This window comes from Cyclobacterium amurskyense, from assembly GCF_001050135.1.
Lineage (GTDB): Bacteria > Bacteroidota > Bacteroidia > Cytophagales > Cyclobacteriaceae > Cyclobacterium > Cyclobacterium amurskyense.
Genome location: NZ_CP012040.1, coordinates 3,825,431 through 3,844,347 on the forward strand (window position 1 = coordinate 3,825,431; position 18,917 = coordinate 3,844,347).

General features: G+C 37.9%; 20 protein-coding genes and 1 tRNA gene. 19 read left to right on the forward strand and 2 right to left on the reverse strand.

The window, feature by feature from the left end:
• Nucleotides 1-37 precede the first annotated feature (37 nt).
• The 14 genes from CA2015_RS15745 (at nt 38) to CA2015_RS15815 (ending at nt 10,359) form a co-directional block, all read left to right on the forward strand.
• A complete protein-coding gene (locus CA2015_RS15745; protein ID WP_169786490.1) occupies nt 38-1,153 on the forward strand; it encodes a glycosyltransferase in 1,116 nt (371 codons plus the stop codon).
• 43 nt (nt 1,154-1,196) lie between these two features.
• Entirely contained in the window at nt 1,197-1,448 is a 252-nt protein-coding gene (locus CA2015_RS15750; RefSeq protein ID WP_048644566.1) for a hypothetical protein, read from the forward strand.
• 1 nt (nt 1,449) lies between these two features.
• Nucleotides 1,450-2,667, forward strand: coding sequence for a PP2C family protein-serine/threonine phosphatase (locus tag CA2015_RS15755; protein ID WP_048642761.1), 1,218 nt, complete (start codon nt 1,450-1,452; stop codon nt 2,665-2,667).
• Between the two features lies 1 nt (nt 2,668).
• Nucleotides 2,669-3,295: a polysaccharide deacetylase family protein gene (locus CA2015_RS15760; protein ID WP_048642762.1), complete on the forward strand. Its 627-nt coding sequence runs from the start codon at nt 2,669-2,671 to the stop codon at nt 3,293-3,295.
• Between the two features lie 3 nt (nt 3,296-3,298).
• Nucleotides 3,299-4,399 carry a glycosyltransferase gene (locus CA2015_RS15765; protein ID WP_048642763.1) on the forward strand — a complete coding sequence of 367 codons (1,101 nt, stop codon included), beginning with the start codon at nt 3,299-3,301 and terminating at the stop codon, nt 4,397-4,399.
• The gene (locus tag CA2015_RS15770) at nt 4,396-5,178 is read left to right on the forward strand and encodes a TatD family hydrolase (RefSeq protein WP_048642764.1); all 783 of its coding nucleotides are present in this window, start codon (nt 4,396-4,398) and stop codon (nt 5,176-5,178) included. Before CA2015_RS15765 ends, CA2015_RS15770 begins: the two co-directional genes overlap by 4 nt.
• Nucleotides 5,168-6,244, forward strand: coding sequence for an asparaginase (locus tag CA2015_RS15775; protein ID WP_048642765.1), 1,077 nt, complete (start codon nt 5,168-5,170; stop codon nt 6,242-6,244). The genes CA2015_RS15770 and CA2015_RS15775 overlap by 11 nt, the downstream gene beginning before the upstream one ends.
• 160 nt (nt 6,245-6,404) lie before the next feature.
• Nucleotides 6,405-6,491 (forward strand) — tRNA-Ser (locus CA2015_RS15780).
• Nucleotides 6,492-6,911: 420 nt separating this feature from the next.
• A complete protein-coding gene (locus CA2015_RS15785) occupies nt 6,912-7,157 on the forward strand; it encodes a hypothetical protein (protein ID WP_048642766.1) in 246 nt (81 codons plus the stop codon).
• A gap of 5 nt (nt 7,158-7,162) precedes the next feature.
• A complete protein-coding gene (locus CA2015_RS15790) occupies nt 7,163-7,474 on the forward strand; it encodes a type II toxin-antitoxin system RelE/ParE family toxin (protein ID WP_048642767.1) in 312 nt (103 codons plus the stop codon).
• A 702-nt stretch (nt 7,475-8,176) separates the two neighbouring features.
• Complete coding sequence (locus CA2015_RS15795; protein ID WP_048642768.1) at nt 8,177-8,413, forward strand: hypothetical protein; 237 nt, start codon at nt 8,177-8,179, stop codon at nt 8,411-8,413.
• On the forward strand, nt 8,410-8,661 hold the full coding sequence (locus tag CA2015_RS15800) for a hypothetical protein (protein ID WP_048642769.1): 252 nt from the start codon (nt 8,410-8,412) through the stop codon (nt 8,659-8,661). Before CA2015_RS15795 ends, CA2015_RS15800 begins: the two co-directional genes overlap by 4 nt.
• A gap of 16 nt (nt 8,662-8,677) precedes the next feature.
• Nucleotides 8,678-9,115, forward strand: coding sequence for a hypothetical protein (locus tag CA2015_RS15805; RefSeq protein ID WP_048642770.1), 438 nt, complete (start codon nt 8,678-8,680; stop codon nt 9,113-9,115).
• A gap of 875 nt (nt 9,116-9,990) precedes the next feature.
• Nucleotides 9,991-10,359: a hypothetical protein gene (locus tag CA2015_RS15815; RefSeq protein WP_048642772.1), complete on the forward strand. Its 369-nt coding sequence runs from the start codon at nt 9,991-9,993 to the stop codon at nt 10,357-10,359.
• Nucleotides 10,360-10,624: 265 nt separating this feature from the next.
• Here CA2015_RS15815 and CA2015_RS15820 read toward each other — a convergent pair whose 3' ends face one another.
• Both CA2015_RS15820 and CA2015_RS15825 read right to left on the reverse strand, forming a co-directional pair.
• Nucleotides 10,625-11,797: a PQQ-dependent sugar dehydrogenase gene (locus CA2015_RS15820; protein WP_048642773.1), complete on the reverse strand. Its 1,173-nt coding sequence runs from the start codon at nt 11,795-11,797 to the stop codon at nt 10,625-10,627.
• Between the two features lie 369 nt (nt 11,798-12,166).
• Complete coding sequence (locus tag CA2015_RS15825) at nt 12,167-13,078, reverse strand: class I SAM-dependent methyltransferase (RefSeq protein WP_169786491.1); 912 nt, start codon at nt 13,076-13,078, stop codon at nt 12,167-12,169.
• Nucleotides 13,079-14,181: 1,103 nt separating this feature from the next.
• Between CA2015_RS15825 and CA2015_RS15830 the strand changes: the two genes are divergently transcribed.
• The 5 genes from CA2015_RS15830 (at nt 14,182) to CA2015_RS15850 (ending at nt 18,562) form a co-directional block, all read left to right on the forward strand.
• Nucleotides 14,182-14,991, forward strand: coding sequence for a MotA/TolQ/ExbB proton channel family protein (locus CA2015_RS15830; RefSeq protein WP_048644567.1), 810 nt, complete (start codon nt 14,182-14,184; stop codon nt 14,989-14,991).
• Nucleotides 14,992-15,050: 59 nt separating this feature from the next.
• The gene (locus CA2015_RS15835; protein WP_048642775.1) at nt 15,051-15,380 is read left to right on the forward strand and encodes a hypothetical protein; all 330 of its coding nucleotides are present in this window, start codon (nt 15,051-15,053) and stop codon (nt 15,378-15,380) included.
• A 1-nt stretch (nt 15,381) separates the two neighbouring features.
• A complete protein-coding gene (locus CA2015_RS15840) occupies nt 15,382-16,020 on the forward strand; it encodes an ExbD/TolR family protein (RefSeq protein ID WP_048642776.1) in 639 nt (212 codons plus the stop codon).
• 2 nt (nt 16,021-16,022) lie between these two features.
• Entirely contained in the window at nt 16,023-16,487 is a 465-nt protein-coding gene (locus tag CA2015_RS15845; protein ID WP_048642777.1) for an ExbD/TolR family protein, read from the forward strand.
• Between the two features lie 653 nt (nt 16,488-17,140).
• Nucleotides 17,141-18,562, forward strand: a complete 1,422-nt coding sequence (locus CA2015_RS15850; protein ID WP_048642778.1) for an MBL fold metallo-hydrolase — start codon at nt 17,141-17,143, stop codon at nt 18,560-18,562.
• Nucleotides 18,563-18,917: the final 355 nt, after the last annotated feature.

Below are 18,917 nucleotides of genomic sequence, written 5' to 3' on the forward strand. Positions count from 1 at the left end.
TAAATCCTCTAATGCCCATAAAATGCTTGTCCTTGCAATGCTCTATTTTTTATTTGCCGTAGCTTACTTCTGGGGATTGAGGTATTTGATAAGGGTTTGGGATGACCAGACAAGAAAGCTAGGGCCTTTAGAAACGGATGACCAAAGTTTCCTAAATCAATGTACTTTATTGGTACCTTTCAGAAATGAAGAAAATAACCTAAGCCTATTGCTCCCTCACTTTGCGGATACCCTTCCTCCATTGGTGAATGTGACCTTTATCGATGACCACAGTGAGGACAATGGAGCTGAGATGGTGAATCGGTTTATTGAAAAGCACAACCTAATTAACTGGCAGTTAATCAAGAGTAAGGGCGTAGGGAAGAAAGCGGCGCTAAGCACAGGGATTCAAGCCAGTAAATCAGAAATTATTGTTACTACCGATGCTGATGTTAGGGTAAACAAAGCATGGTTGACCCATCTTACCGCTCCATTTCAGGACTCAAACATCCAATTGGTGGCTGGTCCTGTGATGACTATTTCAAGAAATGGTGTTTTCAGTGATTTTCAGCAAATAGAATGGGCCAGCTTAATTCTAATGACACAGGCGTCTTTTGCCAAGGGAGAGCCATTTATGTGCAGTGGGGCCAATCTGGCTTTCCGAAAGCAAGCCTTTAACGCCGTAGCTGGATATGAAGGGAATGCCCATATTCTCTCAGGAGATGATGAATTTTTACTTAAAAAATTAAGCTATACATTTGGGCCTTCAGCTTTGGATTACCTTATAACACCCTTTTCATTGGTAAAAACCCATGCATTAAAGACCCCAAAAGATTGGATACGGCAGCGCTCAAGATGGGCCAGCAAATGGAATGCCCATAAAGAACAAAAGCACTGGCTATCCGCGGTAATGCTTGCTGCCTTTTGCTTTCTTTTACTGACAAGTATTCCTTTGGTATTTATTTCCTGGAAATTCACATTGGGGATGCTGGTTTTTTGGGTTTTAAGGTTTAAAATAGAAAAAGAAGTTTTAGGAAAAGTTTTGGATCATTATAGGGTAAAATCTTCCAATCTAAGCTGGTTTTTAGCAGGCTGGATTTATCCTTTGCTTGTGCTTTGCACTCTTCCTTTTGCGATTTTTGGAAATTATACATGGAAAGGAAGGAAAAGCTAATGAATCCCTTAATTTTGTGATTAGACTTAACAGAGAGGAGACAATGACTAATGACGAATTTGACCTTTTGGATGAATTGTATTTTCTTCAATCCTATCAATACCTGAAATCCAGTTTGCAATGGGAAGACCACAAGTTATTGGAAAATTTAGCCCAGCTACTGGAAAAAGGTTGGATAAGATGTTATGCTGCACCGGAAAGTGAAATTTTCGATGCCCTGCCTTTAACCGATAAAGGAAAGACTTACTATTACCTTGCTACCAAAGAGGGTCTGCTCAATCACAATACCTTATAAAATGACTGCAGAGACAATTAAGTACCAAAGAAAGGAACTGGAATTAAAAGCATTGCTGGAGATCACCCAAGCCATCAACGAAAATAAAAATGAGAGCGTTCTTTTAAATATTTTTAAGTTCACCTGTCTGGTTCATTTGAATATCAAATCTCTGGTGCTCTATGTCTATAACCAACAAGAACAATTTTTCCTAAGAAGAATTTCCCATCAGGTTAAAGAAAAGCTGCCGGAAAAAATTCAGAAAGCCGATGTGCAGGAAAACAAAGAACTAGGCAAACTCAGCCTTTCCCTTTCTGAAGAATATTCCTTTGCGGAGGTAAATATTTATGTGCCCGTTTACCATAAAGATAAAATGCTTGCCATCCTCTTCTTGAGTACCAAAGATCAAGATGCAGGTTTGGATCTGGATTTTACCCAAGCATTGACAAACATACTTGTGGTGGCATTGGAGAACAAGCGTTTTGCCAGAAAGCAGCTGGAACAGGAAAGTTTCCGTAAGGAAATGGAGATTGCGAGCAATGTGCAACGCATGTTATTTCCAGCTACACTTCCAGATCACAATACGCTAAAAGCGAAAGTAACCTATATCCCTCACAGTTCTGTTGGGGGTGATTATTATGATTTGATTGAAAGGTCTGAAGATGATGTCTATTTCTGTGTAGGAGATGTTTCTGGTAAAGGAATGCCGGCATCACTGCTGATGTCCAATTTTCAGGCAGCCCTTAGGACCCTACTTCGCAGCGGAACCGATTTGAAAACAATTGTAGAGCAATTGAATTTTTCCACCTTTGATACTACAAAAGGGGAAAGGTTTATCACCTTTTTTCTAGGACATTATTCCTACAGTCAAAAGAAACTAAGCTATGTCAATGCTGGACATAATCCTCCGGTATTGTGCACAAGTGCAAGCAATTCTCCAGAACTGCTGGAAGCTGGTACCACCATATTGGGAGCTTTCGAAACATTGCCTTTTATGGAACAGGGAGAGAGAGAAAACCTTGATCATTTTATGCTTCATCTTTATACTGATGGTTTGACAGAAGCCTTGAACCCTAGCGGAGAGGAATTTGGTGAAGAAAGATTTTTGGCCTATATAGATGCTCATCCATCCTATAACCCTGAACGATTTCATGAAGGATTTCTTAGTGCTTTAGCCGAGTTTTCTGACGGTATTCCCGGAAGGGACGACATTACCTTGCTAAGCCTTCAATTCAATTGATATGCAATTCTATAAAGTTCCGGGTATAATACCGCGCCTCTTTAATGGCTATACATGGCACAAAGACCGCAACAAAAAAACGGTATACCTGACTTTTGATGATGGTCCAGTACCTTCAGTATCTGATTATGTGTTGAAGCTATTGGACGAGCACGAGATGAAGGCCACTTACTTTATGGTGGGAGATAATGTGTACAAAAACCCTGCTTTAGCCAATGAAGTTATTCAGGAAGGTCATGGGATAGGAAACCATACCTATCATCATCTAAGGGCTGGCAAAATGCCACTTACCGTGTACTTGGATGATGTGGAACAATGCCGAAAGGTGATATTGGAGAAGACTGGTGTTGATACCAACACATTTCGTCCCCCCTATGGTTGGATAAATGGGCCTTATTCTCGGCATTTGTCGCAGAGATATGAAATTATCCTTTGGGACGTAATTTCATGGGATTTTAAAAGCGGATTAAATACAGGAGTAGCGCTGAATAAAATTAAGGAACATACAGAAAATGGTTCCATTGTTTTGTTTCATGACCAGCTCAAATCCAAAAATAATCTTCAGAAGATTTTACCAGGTTATTTAGAGTACTTGTCCTCTCAAGGATTTCAAACGGCATTATTATAAGACATGGTAGGTCAAGCAGCCCTTTTTATCGTGATTTTGGTTACCCTGATGTATGCTGCCTTGTCCTTATTGCTTCGCTTCAAATTTAAAGAATACAGCAATGTTGTGGAGGAAATGCCTTTTATATCAGTTCTCCTTCCATGTCGCAATGAAGCCGATAACCTTCAGGATTGCCTCAAAGCGCTTGAAAATATAGATTACCCATCAGAAAAAATCACGTTTTTGGTCGCTGATGACCATAGCGAGGATGAAACTGCCGAAATTTTACAGAATTGGACTTCTAAAGCTGAAAACAGAATTTTGGTACCTTTTAAGAAGAGGCCTGAAAAAGGACAAAATGGGAAGGCCTTGGCATTGGCTGTAATGGCAAACCGAGTAATATCGGGGTTATTGGTTTTTACAGATGCTGATTGCATTGTGCCAACATCCTGGTGCAGGTCCTTTGTACAGGCGTATAGTAAAGATTATGGGCTGGTTACTGGTATCACTACCGTAGCAGGAGATCGCTTGTTTGACCGCATGCAGGCTTTGGATTGGTGGCTTACTTTGGGTAAGGTAAAAGTAGTGTCAGATGCGGGCTACTCCCTGACGGCCATGGGTAATAATATGGCCATGGAAAAGGAGGCCTATTTAAAAGTAGGTGGATTTAACTCCGTTGTGCAAGAGGTTACTGAGGACCTGGCCATTTCCAAGGCTTTGTATAACAAGGGATACCGGCCGATTCATGTGGTAAATAAAGCCTCTTTGGTGAAAACAAAAGCTGAAAAAACAATAAAGGGTTTGCTCCATCAGCGCAAAAGATGGATGCGTGGAGCCTTTTTACTACCATTGATCTGGCAGGTTTTGCTGGGACTACAGGTGGTTTTTTACATTGGCTTATTGATTGGAATCTATTATGTTCCCTTGTGGACAATAGGATTCTGGTTGATTAAAATTTTCTTTCAGTCAATATTTATAAGCACTTTTTCCATGAAAACTGGAATTAAAATCCGATTTTTAGACTTTATATACTTTGAAATTTATAATTGGTGGGTGAGTTGGGCAACAGTAATTTTTTACTTTTGTCCTGTGGCCCTTACCTGGAAAAACCGAAGCTATTTATGAAATTTATAGAAACCCATGCCCATATATACAGTAAAAAATTTAGTGAAGACGTTGAGGAGGTTGTTCAAAGAGCCAACGATTCAGGAATAGCTAAAATTTTTATGCCCAATATAGACCTGGATTCTATAGACGGCATGTTGGCATTGGAGCAGAAGTTTCCCAATGTTTGCTATTCCATGTTGGGCTTGCATCCTTGTGATGTGGACAAAGACTTTGAAAAAACCTTGTCCGAGATGGAAAAATGGTGGGATAAACACACATTTCACGGAGTGGGAGAGACGGGCATTGATTTGTATTGGGACAAAACGCACTTGGAGGAACAAAAAGCTTCTCTCAAAGTACATGTTGATTGGGCCAAAGAAAAGCAACTACCATTGATTTTACATTGCAGGGAATCTTTGGATGAAACATTGGATTTGATCGGTCCTTTGTGTGATAAAAATCTTTCGGGAATTTTTCATTGTTTTTCAGGAACGGTGGAGCAAGCCAGGCAGATCATAGAAATGGGGTTTTATTTGGGAATAGGAGGCACACTCACTTACAAGAACAGTGAGGTAGGTGCTGTAATTAAAGAGTTGGGGCTTGAGCATTTGGTTCTTGAGACAGACAGTCCTTTCCTTTCTCCTGTTCCTTTCAGAGGGAAAAGGAATTCCCCTGAGTACATTCCTTATATTGCTGAAAAAATGGCGGAATTTACCGGAACAAGTGTCTCAGAAGTGTCAGAAATAACAAATAGGAATGCATTAAAAGTTTTCAAATTGCTTCCCGATGAATTATAAGATTGTAAGGCTCAACACAGCGGCGAAAAAGGAAATTGAACACTCTGTATTGATTATTTATACAGGAGGTACTTTGGGTATGGCTTATGATGAAAATGGGGCTTTGGTGCCGTTTAATTTCGGTAAAATCCTTGAAAAGATACCTAACCTGAATAACCTGAACATTAGTATTACGGTAATTTCATTTCCGGAGCCCATTGATTCCTCCAATATCAACCTGAACCATTGGGTGGACATGGCCTATATCATTTACGAAAACTACGATACCTACGATGGCTTTGTGGTACTGCACGGTACGGACACCATGGCCTACAGTGCCTCTATGCTTAGCTTTATGCTTAAAGGGCTAAATAAACCTGTGATTTTTACCGGTGCCCAACTTCCGATTAGTGCGATGCGTTCCGATGCTAGGGAAAACCTGATGACCTCTTTGGAAATAGCCATTTCCAAAGCAAATGGTAAACCCATTGTACCAGAGGTGTGCATCTTCTTTAACCACATGTTATTACGCGGCAACCGGGCTAAAAAGGTTCAAAGCGTCCATTTTGATGCCTTTGAGTCAGAAAATTATCCTCCTCTTGCCGAATCCGGCATTATCATAGATTATAACTATGCAAGCATTAGGCCTTATGAGGAAGGTAAAAAACTTCGCTATCTCAACAAACTTGACAATAGTGTGATGGTATTGAAATTGTTTCCTGGGATTACTGTGCAGGTAATCGAACATTGCCTCAATATGAAAGGCTTAAAAGGGGTAGTGTTGGAAACCTATGGTTCAGGAAACAGTCCTAGCGAAAGTTGGTTTATCAAAGCCATGGAAGCGGCAGTGGATAGGGGGATTTTGATTTTAAATGTTTCCCAATGCAACGGTGGTAGGGTAATACAAGGAAGATACCAGACCAGTATGGATCTAAAAAGGGTTGGGGTTTTAAGTGGTGCAGACATTACTACAGAGGCCGCGGTTACCAAAATGATGTTCCTTTTGGCGAACGAATCTGACGAAACGGAAATCAAGCGCAAGCTAATGATGCCTTTGGCAGGAGAAATGTCAGTTTTGAACCAATAATGGAGGAATTAGCAATGAGTTGACGATCAATCTTATAGCATTGATAGCGTAATTTTTGTTTAAATACCTCGATTTTTTTCTTGAATAAAGAGTTAAATAACTTGCAAGAACTGATTTTTATAATTTTCTTTGTCGGCTCAATGAAACGAAATATTTCCACAGAGAGGTGTCCGAGTGGTTTAAGGAGCACGCTTGGAAAGCGTGTATACTAGCAATGGTATCGAGGGTTCGAATCCCTTCCTCTCTTCAAAAAGCCAACTTTAGCAATAAAGTTGGCTTTTCTTTTTTTAGGGGTGCTTATTGGTGTGTTGATTTTTACCAGCAGTTTGAGATTGATTGCATCTACACCTTCCTATCTAATGAAGCGGTGCCTCAGAAAGAGGGCGAACTTTGGGGTTGGGAATAGTAGAAAAATTTGAAAATCACCTGTGTTCCATTGCAAAAGATTACCTTAGAAAAGAAGGCCTACTTGAAGTGGGGTTGAAATAGAATCACGATTTAAGAGTCCAGGTATTTACGGGACACAAATACACTTCAACGACCGAGAAATACAGCCAGGACGAGGTGGAAGAGCTGAAATGGGCGATGTTGAAATATCATCCGCTGAAATGAAACCCACAAATCCCAAAAAAACGTTAACTTTATGAGGACGATACGTTATTGAGAAATGGACATCAAAGCAGAAAAATTATACCTGATAGAACAGCTGGCAAGACTGGATGATATAAAGGTAATACAGCAGATCAAAGATATATTGAATTCCCAGAAAGAACCAATAGCCGGTTATAAACCGGACGGCGGCCCCATCACCAAGTCAGAATTGGTAGCCAGAGCAAGAGATTCAAATAAAGCCATCAAAGAAGGAAGGGTGATCAGTATTGAAGATCTGGAAAAGGAATCGGAAAACTGGTAAGTAGGATGAATGTTTTAATCACCGAGCCGGCCAAAGAATCATTGAAAGAAATTTGTAAACACTACAGAAGTTTGGAGTTCAATTCTTATGCTATAAAGGTAAGAAAAACGATACTTGGAAAAGCCAAGAGTTTATCGGACAACCCGGAAAGAGGGCAGAAAGAAGAAACATTAAAATCCCTCGATCAGGGCCATCGCTATTTACTGGTCGAATCCCACTTTAAAATCATTTACCTGATAGACGAAAAACGGGTCATAGTGACAGATATATTTGACACCCACCAGCATCCCAAAAATATGCTCAAAGGGAACCAGTAATGTCGAATTAATATACTGCGTAGGTACGGGAAGTTTGCTGCAGGATTTCATTCATTCGCATGGAAATCGGTGTTCCCCGGCTGGGTGTAGAATGCTCTACACCCTTTTATTCCTAACTTACTTTGAAGACGAAATCTGTTATATGCCATTTGCAATGGCATCGGATAGACCCCCTTTAGTAAACAAATGGACAAAAATTTGAATACTGCTTGACTAAAATTTTGAGAACCTATCCAAATTAACGACATCTTGTTCGGTTACTCGGGCAGCATTTATTTGTAATTCAATCAAGGAAAGACTATTCTTTGTTATGTGCGGTTCACGAAATAAGAGATCAGGAAATCGAGCATGACGAAATCGTCAAGTCAATGGATGGTTATCGTGGCGAGATTCCACACCAATAAACCAGGGCAAGTTCTGACCATTAAAAACAATTATAAACAGATGAAATTATGCTGGATTAGAAGGTTTGATAACCTTGGATCTTTGGTAATTCCGTCCAATTCCAATTACATATTGGAAAGGATAGAAGGGTGTTTTGCCAACTACACCCAGCTTACGAAGGCATAAACTACACCTAGTGGAGGCAAAGTATTGATTTGATTATACTGGAACAGAAATGAATCCGTCTCAAGCGAGAATTTTGTCATTGAAAATGTTGGTATTAAGCAAACTAAATTTAATTCAAAAATCGTTGACTTTATGGATACCGTGGGAAAAATAGACATAAAAAAGGAATTAAGGACACTGATTGAGCAGGAAAATAACCTTCATGTTTTAGAGGAGATAAAGACATTGCTTGTTAAGTCCAGTTTAGATCCTAACCTCAGGGAAAAACTAACGTCAAGAGCTTTAAAAGCTGAAGAAGATATTAAAGCAGGTAAGGTTTATACTAGGGAAGAGTTTGAGAAGAAGCTGGATAGCAGGTTAGATCTATGAGGATAGTTTATACTGAGCAATCTTTAGAAAGCCTAGAGGAATCCATAAACCATTTACTGAATAGGGTAGACAGTCTGATCACAGATCCACACACAGGTCAATATGAGGAATACTTGGAGCATCTGGGAAAAGGACACAGAAGGTTGGTAGAAGGTTATTTTAAAATCATATACCTTATAGAAGGTAGGACGATATACATAATGGATTTTTTTGATACAATACAGGCACCCGAAAATATGAAAGGATAACCTATTTTACACTAAAGTGGAAACCGTTCCATTAAGCGTAGTTTCACACTACCCCCAGTCCAAATCTATATTTAGACTGGGTCAAGAGAGATTAGGATCGGAAGTTAATAAAGAAGATTTGATGAAAATAAAAAAAATCGGAAAATTTTTAGAAAATCTGTTTGCTGTTTTGGGGTTAGCATTTTTTCTTTACTTTATAATTAATTTCACTTACACCCAATATCATTTATCAAATTATAAAGAATATTCATCTGGAATTATTATTGATTTTGAAGAAGATTATAGGGGGAATAAGATTGTAATATTTGAGTTTGAAGCGGACAATAGAATATTTAGGGGTGAAGCATATTTCGATGATTTTGTAAACCCCGTAATAGGGGAGCACTATCCTGTAAAATACTCTATGAAGAATCCAAATATTAGCAGAATGGAGTTTAAACAAAGATTGGACTAGGTTGAGAATAAGAAAAACTATTTAATAATATTTTGGTCAGATTTCTATGCCAAAAAAATGGAAAGAAGGATTTGAAAGAATTGATTGAATTAAGCTTGAAAAATAAATAAATACTTAAGAGATGAGATTTATGATTGAGTTGGTACATTTATGCAGAAAGTGTGGGAAAACTAACTTTATATCCATATTCCATCATGATAGGTATGCGCTTTCGGAAAAGCTAGGGACTGAATTTAAGTCAGAATGTAGGTATTGCGGTGTAGAGGCCACAACGCTTGTTAATAATGTATACGCTAGGATTATCCCGCTTTATGGCATGATTGTATTTGGGCTATTGCTCTTATTGGCATGTTATTTTTGTTATTTTCTATGGAATGAATATTGGAGAGACAGCGTTCTTGTTCAAAACAAGTCCATTCAATTTTCTTTTATTGGGTCGTGTATTCCAATAGTTATTATGGCTGTATTATCAATTTCTCTGCGGGAAAAAATTATGACATTTAATAAGTAGAAGATATAATCGCCCCCCACCAGGTTTAAATTGTATCTACATTTTTTTATCCTTTGAATTTGCTATACTCTCTTAGGTAGATTACGATAGAAAATGAGGTCTACTTGAAGTAGTATATTGGTCGTATTTCCTATTACCATCAGTTAAGGATATTTGGAAGTTTAGCCAACAACACACAGTTCAAATCTAGAATATGACACAGGAAACACTTCTGTTTTTGCGTCAGATTGAAAATTTAATTCTTCCCACTGAGGCGATTCTTTAAACGTTAGCTCATCTGAATAAATTTATAGACGCAACTGTCTTTAGGCTAAGTATGGCATGATTATTTCTACAAAGAAAGTATCACTAAACGACTATTAAAATGAAATTTATAACCAAGGCAGTAGGTGCAGCTCTAGTAGGGTTCGCTGTGAAAAAAGTAATTGATTCCATTGAAAATGGTACGGCTCAAAAGTCGGTCCTGGATCGCTTCAGTAGACCTCTGAGAGATGCGCATCTTGGCTTCAACAATACCGCATTTAAACTTGGACTAATCTCCGGAAGAAAAAAAGCAGAATGGAATAAGAATGTAGTGGAGAGGTACAATGCTGTCAGAGCAGTTCCTAACTCAAACCCAATACCCGCAAATGGTGCTGGTAACCAAAGCGATATTTCTGCTCCTCATGTACAGGGAGAGGTTCACTCTAAACCTAAAGCTTCTCAAACGAGAATACCACCAAAAAATATGTAAACCTAAGGGTTAGTTTCTAAGCCTTATCTCTCCTTTGCTGGTCTAAGTTTAGCGAAGCGTAACTTAGACCTAAAATGATGAAAGTTTTCAACTTTCTTAACCAAGGCTCAGGTAATAAAACGGATAATAAACCCTATCCATTTATTAGTCCTGTAATAAATTACTAACTATATCCATGCACCACAAACAACCGGTGCCTTCTAGTAAATGCTATAAATAAAAGATGCCCGACAATTTTGCCGGGCATCTTTTTGTTTGTCTTTTTTTACTCTAATCCAAACTTATAAATTTTGTCATCAAAACCACAGATGTAGATTTCTTGGTTCTGGTCTACTCCGAAGGAGGAAATAGGAAAATCGGCTTTGAACAATTCCGTATTTACAGGATTTTCAGGATCACTGAAATCCAGGCTCCAAATTCTTCCAGAAACGTAATCTGCATAGATATAGAGTCCCTGCAGTTGTTCTATGGCCTCTCCATGGTATACAAATCCGCCGGTAATGGAAATGTCTCCTTCATCCCGATCATATTCCCATATTGGCAATTCAAGATTTTCCTGGTCACATTCATCTGCGTTGAAGCAATGAAGGCCTTCCATTGTATTCCAGCCGTAATTTCCACCATTTTTGACAATGTCAATTTCTTCATAGCTGTTTTGCCCTACATCTGCTACCCACAATTGATCAGTGGCTGTGTCAAAGCTAAATCTCCAAGGATTTCGCAATCCATATGCATATATCTCTTCCCTGAATCCTTCCGCGTTATCAACAAATGGATTGTCTTCTGGGATAGCATAGTTTTTTGATTCATCCTGTTGGTCAACATCTATTCTTAAAATATTTCCCAATAAAGTAGTCCGGTCTTGACTATTTCCATGTGGATCACCGCTTTTACCACCATCGCCAACTCCTATATATAAGAAGCCGTCAGGACCAAATGAAATTTGACCACCATTGTGGTTGCCATAAGGCTGATCATATTCCAACAATACCAATTCGCTGGATGGATCTGCCTCATTTGGGTTCGTGGAGGAAAGGTTAAATCGAGAAATTACAGAACGATCGGGACTAGAAGCGGTGTAGTTAACATAGAAATAACCATTGCTCTCAAAGTTTGGATGAAAAGCAAGGCCTAGTAAACCTTCCTCATTGTCGGAATCTTCCACTCGATCCTCAATGGTTAAAAAAGCCTCTTTGGCTGTAGTTTTTTCCTTATTCTCAAAAACGGAGATTACACCGCGCTGTTCTACTACGAAAAGCTTATTAGATTTGTCTCCAGCATGCTGAAAATCAACCGGTCTGGTAAAGGACAATTCTGGAAATGCTTCAACTATAGTTAAAGCACCTTCTGGCTCAGCCGTTTTTTCTTGTGGTTCCGTTGTACAAGCCGTGCTAATAAGCAAGGCCACGACTAGAAAAATGTTAAGTAGTTTTTTCATAATTATTTAATAGTTGTGATGGTTTAAGTAAGCGTTAATCCTTTTCAGAATGGAAATGAATGAAAAGTTGTACCCTAAATATCAATAGAATACAATAATCAATTCCAGCATAGAGAAATTAATTTAAGGTTTTTTCTTATAAATGTGGGATTGCTGTTAGGTACAATTTCATGGTTTTAACAATGATGTATCTTTTTAGTTCCTTTTATAAAGGTCTTTGGTTAGTTTTTTTGAAGAAAAGCATTGCTATATACCAGCACAGTTATTGTATTAAAATTTATAAGACAGAATTTTAATACCTGCTAAAATCACTTTATTCGTTGCAGGTATCGATCTAACCCTGTATGCTCCTATCAACGTGTTTCTATTTCAGGCTTTTTTCTTTCTAAAATAAAAACAGGCTTGGTCGCCAATTTTCTCCTTATTGTATTGAAGGGCTTTTTTTCTAAATGCAGCCAGTTCATCTTTGTTAAACTCTTCTTCGATGTTTGAACCCATCAAGGGCTTTCCTTTCTTATACAATGCTGTTCCCCAAAATTGGCTGTCCATGCTGTCAAAGGTGATGTTAAAGAGCTCTAAGCCAAACTTTTCTCCCAAAATCTGCATGGATTTTGTGTTTGGAATAAATAAATGTCGAGGAGCATCTAACTGAAACCAGTATTCTTTTTCCTCTTTCCAGACCTGTCCGTCGGTGACGGGGACTCTAATCAACACCTCTCCACCAGGATTTAAAATATTTGCCAGGTTTTCGAAAACCGCAACAGGTTTGGGTAAATGTTCGAAGGAATGATGGAACATTACAAGATCATACCTCTCCTTAATGTCAAAAAAATCCTTTTTGTGAATTGAGAACCTTTTTGAATTGTAAGCATTTTCCACAAAAGGATCGTAGCCGTCAAGGTTCCGAAATCCGCAATAGGACAGTTCCGCCAGAAGTTGCCCATTGCCACAGCCAATATCAGCTATTTTACTATCTTTGGTTAATTTAAGAGGTGAAAGCCAATCAAAATAAACGGGTGGACTAATAGATATTCCGAATGTAAACGCTTTATAACGTAGTTTTTTCATTAGCCCTAGCAAGGGGCTACTTGTATTATGCGTACCGAAAGAATAATAATTGTCAGGATAGTATTTGCTAAGATCAGCTGGGATATTCTTTAAAGATAGCGCTTTACAGGAATTACATTCCTCATAGATAAATGCATCACCGGTTCCAAACATTCGTTCTTTGGCTTCAATTAAAGAGAAATCTGTGGCTTGGCAAATTTGGCATGATTTCATAGAATGTATAGATTCAATATAAAGGGTCATTTTTGAAGAGTTAACAAAAGTAGGATAAATTAAAACGACTACAAAGAGACTGAATAAGGCGAAGTTGAAGAGGGATTGCCTTAGAATAGAGCCAAGCCCAAAAGGTGCTTGCGGCTTCCCAATCGAAACGGCAGCCTCGTGAAAATCTCACTTCATAGATTGAATTTCAAAGTGAATTCAGCTAAGCTGTAAGGTTAATGTGGATTTCTCTACCCCATACCGTCACCTTTTTGGCGATATGGATTCAGTGGCATTTTTCTAAATATGGGAGGAGTTTGAGTAGGTAGAAGCTTTTCTATTACATATTAAAGGATAAAAAAAGGATGCTAATTATAAGTTTTAAACATTTCAAATAGGACTATCGAGAAGAATGCAGCGCAAATATTTTCAATTTTTCGGCTTTATAAAGGGAAGAATTCAATTGAAATGAATTAGAAATTTTCCTCGGTGATGATTTTCGAACCTCATAAATGATTTTGAGAACCGGTAACGTACATGAATTATTTCGAATGACTTTGAGTAAATGCAGGTAGGAAAATGGATAAAAATTTACTTTTCTAGATGTTTTTTTGGAATCCTTCAAACTTTAATTGTTTCGAATAAGATAGTAATCCTAAGAGGACAATAAGTGGATTTATCGCTTAATGAGCATCTGAATCTCATTGTTTTTTTAAGAAATAGGAGGAATAAAAGCAAGTCAAATTCATGTTGATTATTGTATCAAATGGTTGATTAATAATTAGATGAATGACGTTTTGATAGCATAGGTTTTCAAATTTTCCCCCTTATTACTAAATATTTAAGAGATTAAATGCCTCTTTAAAACGTATTTTAGCTATTTTTGAGAATGTTTAGGGTTTTAAATATTTTTTTTGCTTATATTGTAAAATAGAGAACAAGGCGAATTTCAAGGGATTAGCCTGTGCCAAATGAATGTGCCAAGATGATTTGCAACAAATTCTGTGAAATTATAATGGAATCATTTGCAATTTGAGCCGAAAAAATTATAACTTTAAAATTCAATTTAAAATTAGAAACCGTTCAACCTTTAAATGTCTATTAAAAACTACACTATGAGAAAGTTAATCGCTTTGTTCATGCTTTTCGGAATTTTATTTGCTCCGATGATCACAAAAGCACAAGAAGAAACAGAATCAGAAGCTGAAGCTACTGAAGAGGCCGCACCGGTTCAAGCCGCACCGGCCCCAACTCCAGTTATGACTGATGACGACATCGTTGCCGAAGAGCAATCTTTTCATCAAGTTATAAAAGACAAGTTTATTGAGGGAGATCCTACTTACATGACACCAGTATTGTTATGTTTGATTTTAGGCTTGGCAGTGGCTTTGGAAAGAATCATTACCCTTAATCTTTCTACTACTAACACCAAAAAATTATTGGCTAAAGTAGAAAGTGCTTTGGAAGAAGGCGGAATTGAAGCCGCAAAAGATGTAACAAAAGGAACTAGAGGTCCTGTAGCATCTATCTTCACCCAAGGATTGATGAGGTACTCTGAAGGCATTGAAATGGTAGAAAAATCCATCATTGCTTACGGATCTGTAGAAATGGGACGTTTAGAGAAAGGTCTTGTTTGGATCTCTTTATTTATCTCTCTTGCACCAATGCTTGGTTTCATGGGTACTGTAATTGGTATGATTGGAGCCTTTGATTCCATTGAGGCAGCAGGTGATATTTCTCCGTCTCTAGTAGCCGGTGGTATTAAAATTGCCCTTTTGACCACAGTTGCTGGTTTGATTGTTGCGATTATCCTACAGTTGTTTTACAACTATTGTGTGGCTAAAATCGACTCTATCGTTAATGACATGGAAGATGCATCCATCAGCTTAGTAGACATTTTGGTTAAGCATAAATTGACCAGATAATCTGGTCAATTTAATGTTTTTCTATAAAATGATTTATTCACTTATATATTTAAGATAAAATGGATACTACTGATATATTCTTATATGCAGGGTACTTGATGATCGTCATCGGAGCTATATTAGCTATACTTATGCCATTGATCAATTCTTTGGGAGATCCAAAGAGCCTTTTGAAAACACTCATAGGAGTGGTTGTAATAGGCGTTTTATTTGGCATAGCTTATTCTAGCGCTAGCGGTGACGTGGCTGCAAAATATATGGCTGATCCTTTTAACATAACTCCGCAAGGAGCTAAAATGGTCGGTGGTGTATTACTTACAGTATATGCCCTGTTTTTACTTGCAATTGTTGGGATTGTAATTACTGAAATTAATAAATTAATTAAATAGTATGGCTAGCAAGAGAGGTAGAATGGCTCAGGAGGTAAATGCAGGATCGATGGCAGACATCGCCTTCTTGCTTCTTATCTTCTTTCTCGTGACCACAACCATTGCTTCGGATAAAGGGATTATGAATATACTTCCTCCAAAGCAAGATCCTAATCAGCCGCCACCAGAGGTGGAATTGAATGAAAGGAATATTTTTAATATTCTTATCAATGCAAATGATGATCTGTTGATCGAAGGGGAGTTTAGAAACGATACCAAGGGCCTATCTAATGAAATTAAGTCATTTATCTTGAATTTCGGAAACCCTGATGAAGAGGCTATCGCTTTGTTCAATAGTTTGCCACCTTCTTTAAAAGGTATGGCAGATCAAAGCCCTGAGTCTTCAGATCACCCGATGTCTGGTGGTGCGGTAATCTCTATTAAAACCAATAGAGGTACTAGTTACGAGACATATCTAGAGGTTCTGGATTTAGTGAAACAGGCTTACTTCGAAATTTATGGAGAAAGAGTAGGGCTTTCAGGGGAAGAATACAGAACCCTGTCAGGTCAGACTCCTGCCGAAAAGGAGCTTATAGACCGTGGAAAAGAAAATATTCCAATGGCCATCTCCATTGCTGAACCTGATAAAACCGGAAGCTAATTATGTCAAAGTTTAAAAAGAAAACCAAGGCGGAAACCAATATTCCAACTTCGGCATTACCCGATATTATCTTTATGCTATTGTTTTTCTTTATGGTTACTACCGTATTGAGAGAGCAAACCATATTGGTGGAGCAAAAAATCCCTCAGGCTACGCAGTTACAGAAGATTCAAAAGAAAACTTTGATATCTTACTTGTACATTGGAAAGCCAAAAAACACTTCGTTGTATGGTTCTGAACCTAGGTTACAGGCCAATGATGCTTTGATTAACACTTCTGATCTTGTTCTTTGGGTAAACCAACAAAAAGATGCACTTTCAGAAGCTGAAAGAGATCAAATTTGGATTTCTCTCAAAGCAGATAGAGATGTGAAAATGGGACCAATTAGTGATATTCAATTTGAACTTAGAGAAGCAGACGCTAGGAAACTGATGTATGCATCCGTAGGTAAGGTTGAAAATAACTAACTGTAAAGATTTATAAATGTATTGAAAAGCTGTTTCTTAGGAGACAGCTTTTTTTCTGCCATTTTTTAATAAGTAGCTTGGATTTATAAAGCACTTAATTCTATTTTTTATCATTTGATTCTCTTTCCGTGAAAATCAATGATTTGTTGTTACCTGATTGAATCCGAAATAGACATTCTATTACGTGCTTAAATCGCTTCAAAAATAGCCACTTCGTTGCCGTTTTCAATTTCACCATATTGATGCTTTGCTAAAATCTCCAAACAGCTGGATTTTCTTGCGATTGCAATGCTTTCCGTAAACACGGGACAGGTTTTACACCTGACTATCGTCATGGCGTTGAGAAATCCTATTACATAATCCGAGTTTAAATAAGATTTCAGCAGTCCATTAAACATCTCTTTATTATCTTATACTTATCTAGATAGTTAGTTTACTCTCCCATGAAGGGAAGGCCGATATTGAAAAGAGGTAGCTTTCTTGATTAGATTGAAAAATTGCTTCTTTTACCAAAGGATTACTCTCCTTTGAACGGTTTAACCTATACTTTTTGTTTTGAAGACAGCATAGCAGGACTTGTGTGACTAATGTCATATTGAAGCTTAAATTTTGCTTGTAGTTTTATGCTATCATTTAATGAACTGAAATCTACTATGAAAATAGAACAAATTTATACCGGTTGTTTAGCTCAAGGAGCATATTATTTAGAATCTAATGGTGAGGCAGCAATAATTGACCCACTAAGAGAAGTCCAACCATATATTGATAAAGCAAATGGCAATGGAGCAAAAATAAAATATATTTTTGAAACCCATTTTCACGCTGACTTTGTTTCTGGACATATTGATCTTGCAAAGAAAACTGGCGCCTCTATTGTGTATGGGCCTACTGATATGGAATTGGGCTTTAACGCCACAATTGCTAAGGATCAGCAAGAATTTGTCCTTGGTAATAGCAAAATTCGTGTGATTCATACCCCAGGTCATACCATGGAAAGTTCTGTTTTTCTATTAATTAATGAGGAAGGCAAGTCTGAGGCATTATTTACTGGAGATACATTATTTATTGGTGATGTGGGAAGACCTGACCTTGCCCAAAAGGTAGTGGCAGACCTAACCCAAGAAAAGCTCGCAGGTTACTTGTATGACTCTTTAAGGGAGAAAATCATGCCTTTGCCAGATGACTTGATCATCTATCCTGCACATGGTGCTGGTAGTGCCTGTGGTAAAAACATGAGTAAGGAAACCCATGATACCTTGGGTAACCAGAAGAAAACCAATTATGCCTTACAGGAAATGACTAAGGAATCCTTTGTCTCCCAGGTATTGGATGGTCTTACTCCTCCTCCTGCCTATTTCCCTCAAAATGTGATGTTGAATATTAAAGGGTATGACAGTATTGATGAGGTATTGGAAAGAGGACAAAAAGCACTTTCACCAGTTGATTTTGAATACCTAGCCAATAGGACTGGAGCTATAATATTGGATACACGTGCTCCTGAAGTATTTGCCAAAGGTTTTATCCCTAATTCAATTAATATAGGAATAGATGGAAGCTTTGCTGTGTGGGTAGGGAGCTTGGTGCCCGATGTCAAGCAAGAGTTGTTAATTGTTACTGATAAAGATAGAGAAGAAGAGGTCATCACTCGATTGGCCAGGGTAGGGTATGATCATGCTTTAGGCTTTTTAAAAGGAGGAATTTCAGCTTGGGAAGCCGCCGGAAAGGAAATCGATAATATTCCGTCCATAGATGTTGATGAGCTTAAAAAACAATCTATAAGCCATCCTGAAAATATTATTTTGGATGTGCGAAAAGCAAGTGAGCATTTTAGCGAGCATGTAATAGGTTCGATCAATGCACCCCTTGACTATGTCAATGAAAGTATGAAAGTCATTGATAAAGACAAAACCTATATGGTTCATTGTGCGGGAGGTTATCGTTCCATGGTGTTTTGTTCTGTACTTAGAGCAAGAGGCTATGATAATTTAATTAATATAAAAGGTGGCTTTGATGCCATTAAATCATCTGAAAAGTTTTCTGTTAGTGATTACGCTTGCCCTACAACCATGTTGTAATAAGTGCAAGGGGTAATTGTCACTTGGGCATAGTGCATAAGGGTCTAAAATATGACAGCTAAACCCTATTGCATCATCCGGGTTAATTAGAAACCGGTGTGTTATAATAAAGTTATTTATCACCTATTTAAAATTCCTATTGGATCAATTTAACTGGGAAGCTTTTGTCTGCCATGAAGGTGGTGGTAAAGGTCTTCCCAGGTTAATTGAAAGGTAAGTTTCTTTTAATTATTCTAATATGGAAAGTAGTTGAGTTTTAAACTTATTTAGACGAATTCCTGTTGTTGCGTTGATCTTTCGGATTTAAATTACCCAAAACTTCCTGATTTTATTTCTCAGTTCGTTCACTGCTCGT